The sequence below is a fragment of the Pseudomonas sp. NPDC086251 genome, from assembly GCF_044746405.1.
Taxonomy (GTDB): domain Bacteria; phylum Pseudomonadota; class Gammaproteobacteria; order Pseudomonadales; family Pseudomonadaceae; genus Aquipseudomonas.
Genome location: NZ_JBIVBY010000002.1, coordinates 273,812 through 291,027, shown reverse-complemented (window position 1 = coordinate 291,027; position 17,216 = coordinate 273,812). Strand labels below are relative to the sequence as shown.

The window sequence follows — 17,216 nt, the reverse complement described above, 5'->3', positions numbered from 1 at the left end:
GGCTGTCCAGTTCGTTGCAGGCGATCTTGCGCAGAATCCGCCGCATGATCTTGCCCGAACGGGTTTTCGGCAAGGCCGGCGCCCACTGCATCAAGGGCGCTAACACCGCTCTGGACGCTCTGTACCACTTCAACAACCCAGGCGACATGGTCCGTCCATACGTTTCGGCTGGTTTCTCCGATCAAAGCATCGGCCAGAACGGCTCGAGCGGTCGTAACCGTTCCACCTTCGCCAACGTTGGCGGCGGTGCCAAGCTGTACTTCACCGAGAACTTCTACGCCCGTGCTGGCGTTGAAGCTCAATACAACATCGACCAGGGCGACACCGAGTGGGCTCCAAGCGTCGGTATCGGTGTGAACTTCGGTGGCGGCTCCAAGCCTGCTGCTGCTCCAGCACCAGCGCCAGCTGAAGTCTGCTCCGACAGCGACAACGATGGCGTTTGCGACAACGTTGACAAGTGCCCGGACACCCCAGCCAACGTAACTGTTGACGCTGATGGCTGCCCAGCAGTTGCTGAAGTTGTTCGTGTTGAGCTGGACGTGAAGTTCGACTTCGACAAGTCGGTAGTCAAGCCTAACAGCTACGGCGACATCAAGAACCTGGCTGACTTCATGAAGCAGTACCCATCCACCAGCACTACTGTTGAAGGTCACACTGACTCCGTCGGTCCTGACGCTTACAACCAGAAACTGTCCGAGCGTCGTGCAAACGCCGTTAAGCAAGTTCTGACCAACCAGTACGGTGTTGAATCGTCCCGCGTTCAGTCTGTTGGCTACGGCGAATCCCGCCCAGTTGCTGACAACAAAACTGAAGCTGGTCGCGCTGTAAACCGTCGCGTAGAAGCGCAGGTTGAAGCTCAAGCTAAGTAATTAGCTTACAGCTCTGAAAAGCCCGGCTTAGGCCGGGCTTTTCTTTGTCTGCGATTTAGTGAAGAAGGGCTGAATCAATTGAATTCAGGCTGACTGATCGGCCGTCATCGCGGGCAAGCCGCGCTCCCACAGGGATGATGTTGCACGGGCTGCCACGGCACCGATCACCAGGATCGCCGGGCTCTTCAACTCAAAGGCGCAGGCATCTTCCTCCATGGCCGTCAGGTCACTGCGGCATTCCCGTTGGTGCGGCAGGGACGCGTTTTCAATCATCGCCACCGGCGTATCCGCCGCCATCCCGCCCGCCAGCAGTTGCTCGCGGATCTCGCTCAGCTTCGCCACCCCCATGTAGATCACCAGCGTCGTGCCGCCCTGGGCCAAGGCCTGCCAGTTCAGGCTGCTGCCATCCTGAGTGTGGGCGGTGACCAGCGTCACACCGCGTGCAACGCCTCTCAACGTCAACGGAATATCGCACTGCGTCGCGCCAGCAAGCCCGGCGGTGATGCCATTGACCAGCTCAACGTCGACCCCGCGTTCGCGCAACCACTGCGCTTCTTCACCGCCGCGACCAAAAATGCACGGGTCGCCACCCTTGAGGCGGACCACGCATTTGCCGTGGCGTGCATAACGCAGCATCAGGCGATGGATGAAGGCTTGCGGCGTGGAGCGACAGCCACCGCGTTTGCCGACGGCAATAATCCGCGCGTCGGGGCAATGTTCCAGCACGGCGTCATTGACCAGATCATCGATCAACACCACATCCGCTTCCCTCAATGCCCGAACGGCCTTGAGCGTCAGCAACTCCGGATCACCAGGACCCGCACCCACCAGCCAGACTTTTGCGCTCATAGTGATTTCCTTCAATCGAAGAACATTCAGCCGTGAAATGCCAGAAACAACAGCACCAGATTGACCACCAACGACACCAGCGCCAATGTCCGCCAGACTTTCAGCGGCTCACGCTCCAGCAGTGGCCGAGGCCGCACGCTCAAACTGCGCCGTTCGCCCTGTTCCAATAGCAACAACCACTCTTCCGCCGTTTCAAAGCGCTGGCCCGGATCAGCCGCAACGGCGCGCTCCAGGCTTTGGGCGATCCACTCCGGCAAGTCGGGCCGGTAGCGACTGGCGCTGACCTGCACGCCAAAGCGTGGACGCTGGAACGCTTCGATTTCGCCGTAGGGAAAATGCCCGGTGAGCAGGAAATACAAGGTCACGCCCACCGCATACAGGTCCTGTTGCGGCGTCGGCAGGTCGCCGCGAAAGGCTTCCGGCGCGATATAACTGGGTGTTCCGGGCAGGGCCGAGGGCTGGTCTTCGGACAGGCCAGGGCAGTAGGCGAGACCGAAATCCAGCAGGCGTAACTCGCCATCGTCCCCCAGCAGCACATTCTCCGGTTTGATATCGCGATGGAGAATCTGCCGACGATGCAGCATGCCGACCGCCCGCAACAGGCGTTCGGCCAGGTCCAGCCATTGGGCCAGCGGCAGCGATCCGACCTGCTCATGCAGTTGCGCCAGGGTTGATCCGGCGTATTCCCGCATCACGTAGTACAAATGCTGACGCTGACTGGCGGCATGCACTTCAGGAAAATGCCGCCCGGCCACGCGCTTGAGAAACCATTCTTCCGACAGCAACGCCTGCCCAGCCAGGTGATCGTCGCGCAACGCGGCGGGCAGGGTTTTCAGCAGCCAGGGCTGTTGCTGCGCATCGCGTACCCGATAAAGCACTGACTGCTGACTCTGGCCGAGAACCCCTTCGACCTGCCAACCCTCGAAGGCCTGGCCCGGTTTCAAAGCCGGAGGCAGCGGCCATTGCTGCAAGTGAATCAAGGCATCGCCGATGCTCGTTTCACCGAGGGCATCGACCCGCACCAGCAAGGCGCTGGCGTTGTCCTGACTGCCGGCCAGGTGCGCGGCAGTGACCAGCGTCTGCGCAGCGCTGTGCAGATCCGGCTGATCACGCAGGATCGCCGCAATCGCCGTATCACCCAACACCGCCCAGATACCGTCGCTGAGCAGTACGAAACTCTCGTTGAGCCGAAGCTCGCCATCCAGAAAATCCAGCACCAGATGCTGATCCAGCCCTAAAGCGCGTTTGAGCACGTGCTGCATGCCCGGCTGGTCCCAGACGTGATCTTCGCTAACCCGCTGCAACGTCTCGGCGTGCCAGCGATAGACCCGGCAATCGCCGACATGCGCCAGAGTAAAACGCCTGCCGCGCATGACCAAGGCGCTGACGGTGGTCAGCAGCGGTTGCCCGCCGCCATTGGCCTGTAACCAGCGATTCTGCGCCAGCAGCAGGCGATCCAGTGCCTGCGCGACACCCCAGGTCTCCGGCGTGGCGTAGTAATCCAGCGCCAGGGCCTGCAAGGTCGAGCGAGCCGCCAGCCCGCCGTCGGCGCATTGGCTGACACCGTCGGCAATGGCAAACAGGTAGCCCTTGCTCGCTGCCAGCGCCGGGGCCGGGGTGACCAGGCGCAGAGCGTCCTGGTTTTCCTCGCGAGGGCCGATGGCGCTGGCTTCGGCGAAGCTCAGTTGCAGGCTCATGGCTGCCTCAGACCCGCGCAGCGGTCACGGCTGCCGAGCCCCAAGTGGTTCTCCAGCGACGTTTCACACCGTGCAGACCGAACCAAGCGAGGACGCCGAGGCTGGCGAACAACCACAACGCCAGCTGATAACTGCCAGTGCTTTGCTTGATCGCACCCATGCCGGCCGCGAGGGCGAAGCCACCGATGCCGCCGGCCATGCCGATCAGGCCGGTCATCACGCCGATTTCCCGACGAAAACGCTGCGGGACCAACTGGAACACTGCGCCGTTACCCGCGCCCAAACCGAGCATGGTGCAGACGAAAAGGGCCAATGCCGCGTAGGAACTCGGCAGATTGAAACCCACTGCGGCGATGCAGATCGCCGCCACCGTGTACATCCCCAGCAGGGTGCGAATGCCACCAAAACGGTCGGCCAGCGCGCCACCCAGCGGACGCATCAGGCTGCCGCCGAACACGCAGGCAGCGGTGTAATAGCCGGCAGTCACCGGGCTCAGGCCATATTGGTCATTGAAGTAGCCTGGCAGGGCGCTGGCGAGGCCGATGAAGCCGCCGAAGGTCACGCTGTAGAAAAACATGAACCACCAGCTGTCGCGGTCACCCAGCGCCTTGAAGTAGTCGGACACGGACTTGGCTTTCGGCCGTTCCGGGGCGTTTTTAGCCAACCAGGCGAACACGATCAGGGTCAGGATCAGCGGGATCAGGGCGAAGCCGAACACGTTGCTCCAGCCGAAAGCAGCCGCCAGGACCGGTGCGATCAGCGCCGCGAGCACGGTGCCCGAGTTGCCGGCCCCGGCGATGCCCATCGCTTTGCCTTGGTGCTGCGGCGGATACCACTGCGACGCCAGGGGCAGGGCGACGGCGAACGACGCGCCCGCCATGCCCAGGAACAGGCCCAGCAGCAGCGCTTGTTCATAGCTGTGGATGCCGAGCTTCCAGGCGCCGAACAGCGCACAGATGACGATCACCTGGCCAATCAGCCCGGCGGTTTTCGGCGACAGGCGGTCAGCCAACAGGCCCATCACGAAACGCAGCACGGCGCCGGCCAGAATCGGCGTGGCCACCACCAGGCCGCGCTGCTGGGTGGTCAGGTGCAGGTCGGCGGCAATCTGTACCGCCAGTGGGCCGAGCAGGTACCAGACCATGAAGCTCAGGTCGAAATAGAGGAAGGCCGCGAACAGTGTCGGGGTATGGCCGGATTTCCAGAAGCTTGAATTCATCGCGCACCTCAACTGATAGGAGTCTCGAACGGGAGTCATGCAGGTGGGGCGCCGAAGGGCCGCACCACCGGCCCCAGGCAATGGGGCCAAAACAAAAAAACGCCGCCACCTGATTCGCCAAGGGCAAATGAGGTGAGCGACGTCTTTGTCGTAGGTGGGGCAACCGCCGTTGGTTACCTGTACCGATTACATAGCCAAATCTGTGCCAACAGCCGAAACCGAGTCGCTGCCATTCGCGAGCAAGCCCGCTCCCACAAGGGAATTGAGTCGTACACAGATCAAATGTGGGAGCGGGCTTGCTCGCTAAGGCGATAGAACATTCACCGCAGAAATTCAGCCCAGCAACTCACTCATGGCAATAATCTGCTCCGCCACCTGAATCAGCTTCTGCTGGCGGCTCATGGCTTGGCGGCGCATGAGGGTGTAGGCCTCTTCCTCGTTGCAGTCCTTCATTTTCATCAGCAACCCTTTAGCCAGCTCGATGCGCTTGCGCTCGGCCAGTTGCTGGTCGCGGGCGTGCAATTGAGCGCGCAGGGCCTGGTCGCTTTCAAAACGCGCCATGGCCACGTCGAGAATCGGCTGCAAGCGTTGTGCGTGAATGCCTTCGACGATGTAGGCACTGACGCCGGACTTGATCGCCTGGCGCATCACATCGGGGTCATGCTCATCGGTAAACATCACGATGGGCCGCGGTTGATCGCGCGACACCAGCACCACTTGCTCCATCACATCACGGCTCGGTGACTCGGTATCGATCAGGATCACGTCCGGGCGCACCGTTTCGACGCGTGCGGGCAGGTCGATGGTCAGTCCGGATTCATCAATGACCTCGAACCCGGCTTCGGTCAGGGCGGCTTTCAGGCGTCCGACTTTTTTCGCCGTGTCGTTGATCAGCAGGATACGCAACATATTCGGTCTCCTGTCAGCGGCGGGCGAGAAGGGGCGAGCTGTCGCTCATGGCATGCAGCTTGAAACTGCGGGCGTAGCCGGCCGGGTCGGAACCGTCCCAGCGTTTGCCGTCGATCAGCTGGCTGCTGCGCATTTCCTTGCCCAAGGCAGCCACACCGACGGCGCTGGCGGCCTCTCGGTATAAGTCTAGTTGCTGCACCTGACGGGCTACCGCGAGGTAGTCCGGGTCGTCGCGCAGCAAACCCCAGCGGCGGAACTGGGTCATGAACCACATGCCATCGGACAAGTAAGGCAAGTTGACCTCGCCCTCACCATGGAAGCGCAACGCGTGCGGGTCTTGCCAGCGATTGCCCAGACCGTCGGCATAGTCGCCGAGCAAGCGCGGTTCAATGCAATCGAGTGGTGCATCGAGGTAGTGCGGCGCGCTCAGCAGTTGCGCGGTGCTGCGGCGATTCTCCGGGCTTTGTTCGATGAAACGGCTGGCCTGCAGAATCGCCATCACCAGCGCCCGGGCGGTGTTGGGGTATTGCTCGACGAAGGCGCGGGTGCAGCCGAGGACTTTTTCCGGGTGATCGGGCCAGATGGTCTGGGTCGTCGCCAGGGTGAACCCGAGGTTCTGTTTCACCGCGCTGGCGGACCACGGCTCACCGACGCAGAAGCCGTCGATGCGCCCCGCCTGCAGGTGCGCGACCATTTGCGGCGGCGGCACCACCACGCTGTCGACATCCTGTAATGGATGAATACCCTGACTCGCGAGCCAGTAATACAGCCACATGGCGTGGGTGCCGGTCGGAAATGTCTGGGCGAAGGTGAGTTTTGGGCGAGTTTGGTGCACGTGCCGATCCAGTGCCTCAGGACTGGTCACGCCCAGGGCCTGCAAGCCATGGGAAAGGTTGATGCTCTGACCGTTCTGGTTCAGGCCCATGAGCACGGCCATGTCGGTGGGCGCGACGCCACCGATGCCCAAATGCACGGCGTAGATCAAACCGTAGAGGCTGTGGGCGGCGTCGAGCTCGCCGCTGACCAGTTTGTCCCGCAGATTCGCCCACGACGACTGGCGCTTCAGGTTCAGCGTCAGGCCGTAGGGCTGGGCGAAACCTTGCGTCGCCGCGACCACCACCGAGGCGCAGTCGCTCAGGGCCATGAAGCCGAGGTTGATTTCGGTCTTTTCCGGGGCATCGCTGCCGTTGACCCAGGCCAATGGGCCGGCTGATGGTTCATTCATCGCGTCTTCACCTTGCAAAAAAAGGCGTCGTCCCAGGTCCCTGCGCGAGCAAAGCCGGGTGACGACGCCATTGTCCTTCCACTCATCCCGCCGTTGGCACGAGTGCTGATGCCGTTTGCCGGTGCAAGGCATATGCCAGCCCGGGTTTCATCAGCTTTCCATCAAGATTGAAAGGGCCACGCCTTTCATCCTGACGACCGTTACCACACGAGTCGCCACAGGAGGTAAGCGTGCAGATCGATCGACTTTTCGCGACACCCGTGCCTGACGTACGCCGGGACGAGCAGGTGATGTTCGTGCGGGCCGCCGAGCAGGCGCTATGCCTGACATTTGCCAGTGGCGCGTTGTGCTGCTGTCTGCCAGCAGGCTGGCAAGGGCTGTTGGCGGTGCGCGGCGAGTTTGAAATGACCGGCGGCGCCGGTGCGCAGATTCTGCCGATGCCCGAAGCGTCCCTGGTGAAACTGCAAGTGTTTATCGACCTGGGCGGCGCATTGATCGGCCAAGGCCCACGCCCGACGTCCTGGGCGGCACTGGGTGTGTGTTACGAGACCCTCGATTCCGACAAGAAGCTGGAGCGTTGGTACATCGAACAGGCCTTGCGTGGCGGCGTGTCGTACCGGGCCTTTGCCAGTGTATTGCGGCACAACGAGAACTATTGGCTGGTGCGGTTTCTGCTGGAGCAGGGCGCGAGCAGCGAAAAGCTGACCTGGCTGGCGCAACGCTATGGCGTGTCGGTGTCGCACTTTCGGCGATTGTGCCGACAGGCGCTGGGCGGTGCGACCAAGCCAGCATTGCGCGACTGGCGCACGGCCCAGGCACTGCTGAGCATGAGCCTGGAAGATCGTTCCTTGACCGATGTGGCGCTGGCGTTCGGCTACGCCTCTTCATCGCACTTCTCCAAAGAAATTCGCGAGCGGGTGGGTTTCGCACCCAGCAGGCTGGCGGATATCACGCACCTTTCAGGCAAGTAAGTCGATGATTTTTCGTTTCCTCCCTCTGCGCTTGGCACCCACGCTGCTCAGCGGTTTGCTGGTGCTCACGCCGCTCCCGACGCTGGCCCTGGCTGACAGTTATGTGGCGCGTGAACAGAGCCTGCGCACGTTTTTCGCTGAGTTGTCCGGGCCACTGGGTAAACCGGTGATTGTCAGCAAAGCGGCCGCCGCGAAGAAAATCTCGGGCGAGTTCGACTTGAGTTCGGCACAACGCACCTTCGAGCGAATTGCCGGACAAATGGGCCTGATCTGGTACAGCGATGGCCAGGCGATTTATTTGTACGATGCCGTAGAACTGAAAAGCTCGGTGGTGTCGCTACAGACCCTCACGGTGGCCAAGCTCCAGGCTTTCCTGCAGCGCTCCGGCTTGCACGACAGCCGCTATCCGTTGCGCCATGACGGCCTGCGCACGTTCCATGTTTCCGGGCCGCCGATGTATGTCGACCTGATTCTGCAAGCCGCGCAACTGATGGATAACCAGCGTTCGGAGCTATTGCTGGGCAAGCAGCAGATCGGCGTGATCCAGGTGCAAAACACCTTTGTCGGCGACCGAAAATACGAATTGCGTGACGACAAAGTGACCATTCCCGGCCTGGCCACGGTCATTGAGCAGTTGCTCAGGGGCGAGAAGGACGGGCTGGAGCCGACAGTCGCCAGGCCCTTTGCACCGAACCGTCCCGGCGTGATGCCGGAGTTTCCTCTGGAAGGCCTGGCCACCTCGCCGTCTGCTCAGGATCCGGCCGCGCCGCGAATCCTGGTGCGGGAAATGGCCGCCGGCAACATCCGCGTCGTCGCTTATCCCGACACCAACAGCTTGTTGGTCAAGGGGCTGCCGGAGCAGGTGCGCTTCATCGAGAACCTGGTGGCCGTCCTCGACCAGCCCAAGCGGCATGTCGAGTTGTCGCTGTGGATCATCGACCTGCACAAAGACGAACTCAATCAGCTGGGTATCAATTGGCAAGGTTCGGTCAAGGTCGGCGGGCAGTTCGCCGCCTCGCTGAATGCGGGTTCGGCGACCACCCTTGATGGCGTCTCGTTTGTCACTCAGGTCATGGCGCTGGAGCGCACCAACCGGGCGAACGTGGTCGCCAGGCCGGTGATCCTGACGCAGGAAAATGTGCCAGCAATCTTTGACAACAACCGAACGTTTTACGCCCCGCTGGTGGGCGAGCGCAGTGTCGATCTGCAACACGTGACCTACGGCACCCTGGTGAGCGTGCTGCCGCGTTTCGCCAGGGCCGACGAGATCGAAATGTCGCTCAACATCGAAGACGGCAACGAAGTCGAAAAAACCGGCGAAGGCGAGCACCCGAGCGCGTTGCCGACGGTCGGGCGGACGCGCATCAGCACCGTGGCGCGGGTGCCGCAGGGCAAGAGTCTGCTGGTCGGCGGCTTTACCCGCGATGACCACAGCGAGCAGATCGGCCGGATACCGGTACTGGGTTCGATTCCCTGGATTGGCCGACTGTTCAGCTACCGACAGAACCGTTCGGCGAACACCGTGCGCGTATTTTTGATCCAGCCCAAAGAGATCATCAGCGCGCTGGAACCTGCTGACATTGACCCGGGATCGCGCTTGATGACCCCCGAGCAGCATGAACGGGTGCGTCGTGCCTACTTACGTGCGGAACAACGCTGATGCTGCCGATTGGCGCCATGGGTGGGCGCGCCGCCCAGGCACGGCTGAATACGGAAAAGGCCGCCGCGCAACCGCAGCCGCAACCCGATGCGCAGATTGACCTCGACGAAAGCGGCACGGCCGCTACCGCGCAGCGGTTTGTGCAGATCAGTGACGAAATGTCGGCGGCATTGGCGCAATTTCGTGGTCGGCGACATTTTGAATTCAAGTCCGAGTCCCTGACCGATAACTTCGAAAAAGTCCTCGAAGACGACACCGTGCCCAAGGCCCGGCAAGTGCTGAGTCTGGCGCGGCTGGGGGACAAGCCGATCGCCTGGTTGCTGCAGATGGCGCGTAGCCTGTTTGCGGATGACAGTGACCTGGCATTGGTCCTGCGCGAACTGTTGCGTCGTAAAAAACTCGACGCCGGCACCCGTCAACGGCTTGAAACGCTGTTGCAAACAGTGGTCGCCCAAGGCTCGCCGAAACGCATGAAAGCCGGGATCAACGCCGCGCTGAAAGCCAGGTTGTTCGGCAAGACCATGGCCGTGCGGGCCGGCATATTGCGCGAAACCTACCGGGACTTTCTCGAATCCGATGACGGCCCCGTCAGTTGCTACGAGGACTGGGTGGCGTTGTTCGGTCCCACACAACGCATGACTGTGCTGGCCTTTATCGAAGCCGCGTTGCTGACCGATATCGATGCCCAGGACCCCAGTTGCTCACGGGCCGAATTTGGCCAGTTGCTGATCAAGTTGACCGACCTGAAACGGCTGCGTTCGGCGGATGGTTTGTTTATCGCCGGCATGCTCGGCGATGAACTGGTCTGCCGCCACAACCCCGAAGAAATCGATTGGCTGGTGTTTCTCTTCGGCCTGTTGCGCTACCCCGATGAGCTCGACCAATTGTTGCTCGGCGTGTTGGGCGAAAGCGTCCTGCTGAGCGCGCACCGCGAGCGCTCGGCGCTGCTGCACGTGGTGCGTCGGCTCAGCCTGCAATTGCCGTTCGAGCTGTTTCCCGATGATGCGGCGCCCTTGCGGCTGGCGCAGCAGTTCATCCATCTGGCGGACATCGCCTTCGCCCAGGAATGCATCGAGCGGCGACGTCCCGCCGCTGACGCCTGAGTTTCCAAGGACCCTGATTTCCCATGCTCAATCAATTTCTGCGCAACGTCAGTGCGCGCCCCGAGCTGCTAATCCTGTCGCTGATGGTGATGATCATCGCCATGCTGATCATTCCACTGCCAACCGCGCTGGTGGATTTTCTGATCGGCTTGAACATCGTTATTTCGCTGTTGATCTTCATGGGCTCGTTCTACATCGAACGTATCCTCAGCTATTCGACGTTCCCGGCCTTGTTGCTGTTGACCACGCTGTTTCGCCTCGCGTTGTCGATCAGCACCAGCCGGCTGATCCTCAGCCAGGCCGATGCCGGAGACATCATCGCGTCGTTCGGCGAGTTCGTGATCGGCGAAAGCCTGGTGGTGGGCTTCGTGATTTTTTCGATCGTCACGATTGTCCAGTTCATCGTGATCACCAAGGGCTCGGAGCGGGTTGCCGAGGTCGCGGCGCGCTTTTCCCTGGACGGCATGCCGGGCAAGCAGATGAGTATCGATGGTGACCTGAAAGCAGGTGCAATCGATGCCGAAGAGGCGCGTGAAAAGCGCAGCACCCTGGAACGCGAAAGCCAGTTGTATGGTTCTTTCGACGGCGCGATGAAGTTCATCAAGGGCGATGCGATTGCCGGCATCATCATCATTTTTGTCAACTTCATCGGTGGCATGGCCATCGGTGTCGGGCAGATGGGCATGGACATGTCCACGGCGTTGTCGACCTACACGTTGCTGACCATCGGTGATGGTCTGGTGGCACAGATTCCGGCGCTGCTGATCGCCATCGGTGCCGGTTTCATCGTTACCCGGGTCAACGGCGATGACAGCAACCTGGGCCGCAACATGCTTGCCCAGATGTTGGGCAACCCGTTCGTGTTGGGCGTGACCGCACTGCTGGCGGTCGGGGTTGGCCTGTTGCCGGGCTTTCCTCTGATGACCTTCCTGTCGATTGCCGCCGCCTTGGGCCTGGTGGTTTATTTTCGGCATCGCAAGGCCTCCAGAGCCGTCGGCCAGGCCGCTGAACCCCGCTCGGCGGCGTCAATGCCAGGCGAGGCGCCATCCGAGTTGGGCTTGCTGGAAGACGTGGACAACGTCGCCACACAAACCATCCCCTTGATGCTGCTAGTGCCCACCGCGCGCCTGGACGAATTGACGAGTGCCCGTTTGGCGGCCCGTTTTCGCAGCCAGTTTTTCGTTGATTACGGACTGCGCATACCCGAGCCGGAATTGCGTTCCAGCGATGCCTTGCCGGCCCATCAAGTGGCCGTGCTGATCAACGAAGTGCGCGCCGATCAGTTCGACATCCATTTCGATCACTGGCGTCTGCTCGACTATTCGCCAGAGCTGGAGCCCCTGGGTTTTGCACTGGTGCGCGGCACCGACAGCAATCGGCTGGGCGGTGTCTGGATCACGGCCGCCGACAAGGAACGGGTGCAGCAATTGGGTTACCAACTGCGCCCGGCCTATGACGAATGTTATCGCTGTCTGGTGACGTTGCTGGCGCGCAACATCACCGAGTTTTTCGGGGTGCAGGAAACCAAGCAACTGCTCGATGAGATGGAAAGTCACTACCCCGATTTGCTCAAAGAGGTCTACCGCCACGTCACCGTGCAGAAGATCGCCGAGGTGCTGCAACGGCTGATTGGCGAGCGGATTTCGGTGCGCAACATGAAGCTGATCCTGGAGTCGCTGGCGCATTGGGCGTCGCGTGAAAAGGACGTGATCGCCCTGGTCGAGCACGTGCGCGGCGCGATGGCCCGCTACATCAGCAACAAGTTTGCCCATGGCAATGACTTGCGCGTGCTGCTGCTGTCGCCGGAATTCGAAGACGTGGTGCGCAAGGGCATTCGGCAAACCTCCGGCGGCAGTTTCGTCAATCTGGAACCGGCTGAATCGGAAGAGCTGATCGACCGCCTCAGTGTCGGTCTGGAGAGCCTGCACATTCCGCACAAGGACATGGTGGTGCTGTGTTCGATCGATGTGCGGCGCTACATCAAAAAACTGATCGAGGGGCGTTTCCGCGAACTGGACGTGATGTCGTTCGGCGAAATCTCCGAAACCATCTCGGTCAATGTCATCAAGACGCTATAAGGAATCGCTGCACATGAGACAGGTGGATATTGCCGGGCTGCTGCGTGAAGCGCTGGTGCACAGCGGCTGCACAGGCAAGCAGTTGGGCCACTTCGACAGCCACAGCACCATTGAAATGCAGATGAAGGAGATGCCCAACATCAATGTGGGCACCGTCGACGCCGACGTGTGGATCTGGGCGCCGATAATGGAAATCGGGCCTGGGCAGTTGAACCATTGCGCTGTCGATCTGTTGCAGTTTTTGCTGCAGGGCTGTCCGTGGTCCCGCAGTGGGCAGTTGCACCTGTGCGAGGTTCAGGGGCAGCTCGAATTGCGGTTGTTGAGCAACGAACAAGCCTTGTGCGATGCCGAGCATTTTGCCCAGGCGCTGGACCACTTTGTGGCGGCGATTGAACAACTGTGCGGCATTCTGCGCCAATGAACGGGCGGCTGGAACGATGTGCCGCCCATCCTTTGCGATTGAGCGGCCCACTGCTCGAAGCGAATCTGTTCGACGTGGTGATCGGTGAGGTGTGCGAGGTCCGTCAGCACTGGCGCTCACCGCAGCTGGCGGCCAGGGCGCAAGTGATCGGGTTCAAGCCCGGGGTTGTGCTGCTCAGTTTGCTCGGGGAGGCCCGAGGGCTTTCCCGTGAGTCGATGATCGTGCCCACGGGCTCGGTGTTGCGACTGACCTGCAGTGACGCGTTGCTCGGCAGTGTGGTTGATCCGCACGGCAAAATCGTCGAACGACTGGTGCCTTCGACGGCCGTTCATGAGCAGGATTATCCGGTCGACGCCGACCCGCCGCCGTACCATCAGCGCCGGCCGGTGGCCGAGCCGTTGATGACCGGCGTGCGTGCCATCGATGGCTTGTTGACCTGTGGCATCGGTCAGCGCATCGGTATTTTTGCCGCTGCCGGCTCCGGCAAGACGTCGTTGATCAACATGCTGATCCAGCACACCGAGGCGGACGTATTCGTCATTGGCCTGATTGGCGAGCGGGGCCGTGAAGTGACTGAATTCATCGAGCATCTGCGGCAATCGGACAAGCGCTCGCGGTGCGTGGTGGTGTTCGCCACGTCGGATTTTTCATCGGTGGATCGCTGCAACTCCGCGTTGCAGGCCACGGCCATCGCCGAGTATTTCCGCGACCAGGGCAAGCGCGTGGTGCTGTTGCTCGACTCGCTGACCCGTTACGCGCGGGCGCGTCGCGACCTGGCCCTGGCCGCCGGTGAAGCGCCGGCCCGTCGCGGCTATCCGGCTTCGGTTTTTGATGCCTTGCCACGCTTGCTCGAACGACCGGGGGTGACCGCCACCGGCAGCATTACCGCCTGGTACACGGTGCTGCTGGAAAGCGACGATGAACCGGACCCGATCGCCGAGGAGATTCGCTCGATTCTCGACGGGCATATCTATCTCAGTCGCACCCTGGCCGCCAAAGGCCATTTCCCGGCGATCGATGTGCTGCGCAGCGCCAGCCGCGTGGCCGCGCAAGTGACCGAACCCAGCGCACAACAGTTGGCGTCTCAGACCCGCGAACTGATGGCCTGTCTTGAGCGCTTGCAGGTGTTCCTCGACCTGGGGGAATACACCCCGGGTTCCAACGCGGTCAACGATCACGCCATGCAGCGCCGCGATGCCCTGAGCGATTGGCTGCGCCAGCCCACGAGCGAATGCAGCGCGCCTGCCGAAACGCTGCGGAGGCTCGATGAACTCATTACCTGAAATGCGTCGCTTGCTGGGGTTCAGCGAGTTTCGCCAGCAACGTCACGAGCAAACGCTGCGGCGTACGCAGCAGCAGTTGCAACCGCTGATGGCCCAGCAGTCGAGCCTCGATGAACACGAGGCCTCGTTGCAAACCCTGCTGGCCAGTCATCGTGCGCAAGCGTGCCTGTTGGATCGCGGGCAACTCCTGACATTGCTGCGTCGGCAGGCCGTCATCCGCCGACAAATTCAAATGGTGCGCCTGGAGCGTGAGCGCGTAGCGCAGCAATGCGCTGAGCTGCATCAAACGCTTCACGAGCAGCGTGAGCAGTTGCGCTTCTTGCAGCGCAAGCATGGCAAGTACCAGCAGTCTTTTGAGCAGCTGTCGCGCACACACCGACTCGAAGCGGTGCGCCGAGAGGAACGGGAGATAGAAGACATGATGGGAGTGCGACGATGATTGAAGTTTCTGTGATTCCACGGCTGCCGGTTCAGCCGGTGGAGCCTGACTTTGATGTACCGATGGATGAGCTTGAAGAAAGCCTTGTACCGGTTGAAGAGGATCAGTTGCCGCAAGGTGTGCTCGATCTGCTTGCAATGCTGATGCTGCCTCATCGGCCAATGGCAGCGGCGGGGAGCAGGGAGCCGCAACTGTCGGCCGCCCCTGCAAAGGGTGAAGGCACCGACAGGCATTTGCCACGCCTGGATGCTCAGACGGTTGCGCTGAATCAGCGACCGGCTCTGTTGTTCAGTGCATTGCTGCAACGCCCGATCGTGCAGCCTATGGCAATTGCCGCCCCGGCGGTGATGCGAATCGCAAGTTCCGAGGTGTCGCTGCCGGTCATCGATCAGTCCTCGCGCTTGCCGGAAATAGCGTCGACCGAGCGACCGTCGATCCCGGTTGAGCCGATGTCGACCGATCAGCCATCGCCGTCCATCGAAGAGGCCATTCCTGTCAGCGATCTTGAGCTGCGCACCGGGCAATCCAGCGTTCAGGTCGCGCGTAATGCGCCACCGGTAGCGCTGCCTGTAGCGGCTCAAACCACAGCCCCGTTATCCACGCTTCTGCCGGAAGTGACGATGGAAGACGTCGCGGGTTCGTCCCGTGATTTCCTGCAGATCCCGTTCAACAAAGGCACCGTCAGCGGACAAGTGACGATTACCCGAACGCCCGGTGAGTCGGCGCAGAACCTGGTGCTCAGTCCAAGCTCCGTGCAGATCTTCGAGCAACTCGAGAGGCCTTTTGAGCTGGCGCGAGAACCTGGCTGGCAGCTCACCGACAGCGGTGATGAGCAACAGCAGCACGGGTCGCGTCAGGCGCCGGACGATGACGAGTCAGAGCAGCAGGAACACCTGGCATGACAGCGCTGAATGTGCGCCGCGTAAACACGCTGACGCAGGCCCGCACGCAGGTGGTTCAACGTTGGCGGCGGGCCGGTCATTGCGCGGGTCTGGGGCAGCCGGAGGGGCCGCAGGGCTATCTGCGTTTCTCGGCCAGCGGCGAGCGGGGGGACTGGCGGGGGCTGGTCCTGGCCCGTGACTGGCTGCATCGCTCGCTGCCGCAGTTGCAATCATTGCTGGCGGTTGAGTGCCCCCAGGCGAGTATCGCCGGGTTATTCCGAACGGTGCCGCGACCTTTGGACCTGACGGTGGACGAGCTGCATTACCGGGAACTGGCGGACGTCGAGTTGATCGATTCGGCGGTCATCAAGGCGCAGGCAATACCGTGGCTCGACACCGCACAAGGGCGGTTATGGGTGACGGATTTACCCCCGCAGCGCCTTTCGCAACAGGCGTCGGAATGGCAGTCATGGCTGGCCGATCTGCCGCAGCGTCTGCAACTCATTCTGGGCGTCAGCTACCTGAGGCACTCCCGTTGTGAACGGCTTGGGCGCGGCGACGTGTTGTTGATCAGTGAGTCGACTCGCCAGTGTTGGCTGGCCGATCGAAGCATTGGCGTGTTCACTTTTATCGAAGAGGGTTTACGTATGGAGTTGGCACCTGCCGATTCACCCGCGCAGGCTGAGACCGAACAGCCGGTCAGTGCCGACTTGAACCATTTGCCGGTTCGTCTGGAGTTCGTTCTGGCGACGCATGACATCACGCTCGGCGAATTGGCGGCCTTCGTTTCCGGTCAGGCCATACCGCTGGCCACGGATGCGGCACAGCGCATCGAAGTCCGCGCCAACGGCAAGACGGTGGCTCGCGGGGAGCTGGTCCAGCTGGATGAACAACTGGGCGTCGAGTTGCTTGAGGTCTGTCGGAACACGCTATCGGAACCCCGCGATGAATGACGTCTCGCTGATCGCGCTGCTGGCATTCGCGTCATTGCTGCCGTTTCTGGTGGCGGCCGGCACCTGCTACATCAAGTTTTCCATCGTGTTCATCATCGTGCGCAATGCGCTGGGGTTGCAGCAGGTTCCGTCGAACATGGCCCTCAATGCGATTGCGCTGATGCTGGCGATTTTCGTGATGACGCCGGTGATGAAACAGGGCTACGACTATTACAAAGTCGAGCAGGTGGCCTTCACCGACATCGAGTCGGTGGTGAATTTCGCCGAGAACGGCCTGGGCGGGTACAAGGCGTATCTGCGCAAGTACACCGACCCGGAATTGGCCCTGTTTTTCGAACGTGCGCAAGCGATCCAGAACGAAACCGACGCAGGCCCGTCCGCCGATGAAGAACTCGAGCCGTCACTGTTTTCGCTGTTACCCGCCTACGCGCTGAGTGAAATCAAGAGTGCGTTCAAGATCGGGTTCTATCTGTATCTGCCGTTCGTGATTGTCGACCTGGTGATCTCCAGCATCCTGCTGGCGCTGGGCATGATGATGATGAGCCCGGTGATCATTTCGGTGCCGATCAAACTGGTATTGTTTGTGGCGCTGGACGGTTGGGCGCTGCTGTCCACCGGGCTGGTCAAGCAATACCTGATCTTGCTGACATGAGGGCCGG

Annotated in this window: 15 protein-coding genes and 2 pseudogenes; 11 read left to right on the top strand and 6 right to left on the bottom strand. The window is 61.4% G+C overall.

Features of this window, described 5'->3' with window-relative positions:
* A pseudogene (locus tag ACIPL2_RS05755) lies at window positions 1-91 on the bottom strand (hypothetical protein); the annotation flags it as partial.
* Between ACIPL2_RS05755 and ACIPL2_RS05750 the strand changes: the two are divergent.
* Window positions 90-869, top strand: a pseudogene (locus tag ACIPL2_RS05750) (OmpA family protein); the annotation flags it as partial. The pseudogenes ACIPL2_RS05755 and ACIPL2_RS05750 overlap by 2 nt on opposite strands.
* An 84-nt stretch (window positions 870-953) precedes the next feature.
* Here the strand turns inward: ACIPL2_RS05750 and cobA are convergent.
* The 5 genes from cobA to ACIPL2_RS05725 all read right to left on the bottom strand — a co-directional run bounded on the left by cobA (window position 954) and on the right by ACIPL2_RS05725 (window position 6,768).
* A complete protein-coding gene (gene cobA / locus ACIPL2_RS05745; protein ID WP_401353817.1) occupies window positions 954-1,718 on the bottom strand; it encodes a uroporphyrinogen-III C-methyltransferase in 765 nt (254 codons plus the stop codon).
* Between the two features lie 26 nt (window positions 1,719-1,744).
* Complete coding sequence (locus ACIPL2_RS05740) at window positions 1,745-3,415, bottom strand: protein kinase (RefSeq protein ID WP_401353815.1); 1,671 nt, start codon at window positions 3,413-3,415, stop codon at window positions 1,745-1,747.
* 7 nt (window positions 3,416-3,422) lie between these two features.
* Window positions 3,423-4,634: a nitrate/nitrite transporter gene (locus ACIPL2_RS05735; RefSeq protein WP_401353813.1), complete on the bottom strand. Its 1,212-nt coding sequence runs from the start codon at window positions 4,632-4,634 to the stop codon at window positions 3,423-3,425.
* Between the two features lie 333 nt (window positions 4,635-4,967).
* A complete protein-coding gene (locus ACIPL2_RS05730) occupies window positions 4,968-5,543 on the bottom strand; it encodes an ANTAR domain-containing response regulator (protein WP_008027390.1) in 576 nt (191 codons plus the stop codon).
* A gap of 13 nt (window positions 5,544-5,556) precedes the next feature.
* Window positions 5,557-6,768, bottom strand: a complete 1,212-nt coding sequence (locus ACIPL2_RS05725) for a CmpA/NrtA family ABC transporter substrate-binding protein (protein WP_401353811.1) — start codon at window positions 6,766-6,768, stop codon at window positions 5,557-5,559.
* Window positions 6,769-6,998: 230 nt separating this feature from the next.
* On the opposite strand from ACIPL2_RS05725, the gene ACIPL2_RS05720 reads away from it, so the two are divergent.
* Genes ACIPL2_RS05720 through ACIPL2_RS05675 form a run of 10 tightly spaced genes read left to right on the top strand, consistent with a single transcriptional unit; the run spans window position 6,999 to window position 17,209 of the window.
* On the top strand, window positions 6,999-7,739 hold the full coding sequence (locus ACIPL2_RS05720) for a helix-turn-helix domain-containing protein (RefSeq protein WP_401353809.1): 741 nt from the start codon (window positions 6,999-7,001) through the stop codon (window positions 7,737-7,739).
* A 4-nt stretch (window positions 7,740-7,743) separates the two neighbouring features.
* Complete coding sequence (gene sctC / locus ACIPL2_RS05715) at window positions 7,744-9,399, top strand: type III secretion system outer membrane ring subunit SctC (RefSeq protein ID WP_401353807.1); 1,656 nt, start codon at window positions 7,744-7,746, stop codon at window positions 9,397-9,399.
* A complete protein-coding gene (sctW, locus tag ACIPL2_RS05710; RefSeq protein ID WP_401353805.1) occupies window positions 9,399-10,502 on the top strand; it encodes a type III secretion system gatekeeper subunit SctW in 1,104 nt (367 codons plus the stop codon). The genes sctC and sctW overlap by 1 nt, the downstream gene beginning before the upstream one ends.
* A gap of 23 nt (window positions 10,503-10,525) precedes the next feature.
* On the top strand, window positions 10,526-12,580 hold the full coding sequence (locus tag ACIPL2_RS05705; RefSeq protein WP_401353803.1) for an EscV/YscV/HrcV family type III secretion system export apparatus protein: 2,055 nt from the start codon (window positions 10,526-10,528) through the stop codon (window positions 12,578-12,580).
* A 13-nt stretch (window positions 12,581-12,593) separates the two neighbouring features.
* Window positions 12,594-13,001, top strand: a complete 408-nt coding sequence (locus ACIPL2_RS05700; RefSeq protein WP_401353801.1) for an Invasion protein B family — start codon at window positions 12,594-12,596, stop codon at window positions 12,999-13,001.
* The gene (sctN, locus tag ACIPL2_RS05695; RefSeq protein WP_401353799.1) at window positions 12,998-14,284 is read left to right on the top strand and encodes a type III secretion system ATPase SctN; all 1,287 of its coding nucleotides are present in this window, start codon (window positions 12,998-13,000) and stop codon (window positions 14,282-14,284) included. Before ACIPL2_RS05700 ends, sctN begins: the two co-directional genes overlap by 4 nt.
* Complete coding sequence (locus ACIPL2_RS05690) at window positions 14,268-14,723, top strand: type III secretion protein (RefSeq protein WP_401353797.1); 456 nt, start codon at window positions 14,268-14,270, stop codon at window positions 14,721-14,723. Before sctN ends, ACIPL2_RS05690 begins: the two co-directional genes overlap by 17 nt.
* Window positions 14,720-15,625 (top strand): hypothetical protein, encoded by a 906-nt coding sequence (locus ACIPL2_RS05685; protein ID WP_401353795.1) that lies wholly within the window; start codon window positions 14,720-14,722, stop codon window positions 15,623-15,625. Before ACIPL2_RS05690 ends, ACIPL2_RS05685 begins: the two co-directional genes overlap by 4 nt.
* Window positions 15,622-16,557, top strand: a complete 936-nt coding sequence (locus ACIPL2_RS05680) for a FliM/FliN family flagellar motor switch protein (RefSeq protein ID WP_401353793.1) — start codon at window positions 15,622-15,624, stop codon at window positions 16,555-16,557. The genes ACIPL2_RS05685 and ACIPL2_RS05680 overlap by 4 nt, the downstream gene beginning before the upstream one ends.
* Window positions 16,550-17,209 (top strand): EscR/YscR/HrcR family type III secretion system export apparatus protein, encoded by a 660-nt coding sequence (locus ACIPL2_RS05675; RefSeq protein WP_401353791.1) that lies wholly within the window; start codon window positions 16,550-16,552, stop codon window positions 17,207-17,209. The genes ACIPL2_RS05680 and ACIPL2_RS05675 overlap by 8 nt, the downstream gene beginning before the upstream one ends.
* Window positions 17,210-17,216: the final 7 nt, after the last annotated feature.

Excerpts from the sequence above, each read along its gene's own strand:
- cobA (WP_401353817.1), bottom strand. The coding sequence starts at position 1,718 with ATGAGCGCAAAAGTCTGGCTGGTGGGTGCGGGTCCTGGTGATCCGGAG.
- ACIPL2_RS05740 (WP_401353815.1), bottom strand. The coding sequence starts at position 3,415 with ATGAGCCTGCAACTGAGCTTCGCCGAAGCCAGCGCCATCGGCCCTCGC.
- ACIPL2_RS05735 (WP_401353813.1), bottom strand. The coding sequence starts at position 4,634 with ATGAATTCAAGCTTCTGGAAATCCGGCCATACCCCGACACTGTTCGCG.
- ACIPL2_RS05730 (WP_008027390.1), bottom strand. The coding sequence starts at position 5,543 with ATGTTGCGTATCCTGCTGATCAACGACACGGCGAAAAAAGTCGGACGC.
- ACIPL2_RS05725 (WP_401353811.1), bottom strand. The coding sequence starts at position 6,768 with ATGAATGAACCATCAGCCGGCCCATTGGCCTGGGTCAACGGCAGCGAT.
- sctC (WP_401353807.1), top strand. The coding sequence starts at position 7,744 with ATGATTTTTCGTTTCCTCCCTCTGCGCTTGGCACCCACGCTGCTCAGC.
- sctW (WP_401353805.1), top strand. The coding sequence starts at position 9,399 with ATGCTGCCGATTGGCGCCATGGGTGGGCGCGCCGCCCAGGCACGGCTG.
- ACIPL2_RS05705 (WP_401353803.1), top strand. The coding sequence starts at position 10,526 with ATGCTCAATCAATTTCTGCGCAACGTCAGTGCGCGCCCCGAGCTGCTA.
- ACIPL2_RS05700 (WP_401353801.1), top strand. The coding sequence starts at position 12,594 with ATGAGACAGGTGGATATTGCCGGGCTGCTGCGTGAAGCGCTGGTGCAC.
- sctN (WP_401353799.1), top strand. The coding sequence starts at position 12,998 with ATGAACGGGCGGCTGGAACGATGTGCCGCCCATCCTTTGCGATTGAGC.
- ACIPL2_RS05690 (WP_401353797.1), top strand. The coding sequence starts at position 14,268 with ATGAACTCATTACCTGAAATGCGTCGCTTGCTGGGGTTCAGCGAGTTT.
- ACIPL2_RS05685 (WP_401353795.1), top strand. The coding sequence starts at position 14,720 with ATGATTGAAGTTTCTGTGATTCCACGGCTGCCGGTTCAGCCGGTGGAG.
- ACIPL2_RS05680 (WP_401353793.1), top strand. The coding sequence starts at position 15,622 with ATGACAGCGCTGAATGTGCGCCGCGTAAACACGCTGACGCAGGCCCGC.
- ACIPL2_RS05675 (WP_401353791.1), top strand. The coding sequence starts at position 16,550 with ATGAATGACGTCTCGCTGATCGCGCTGCTGGCATTCGCGTCATTGCTG.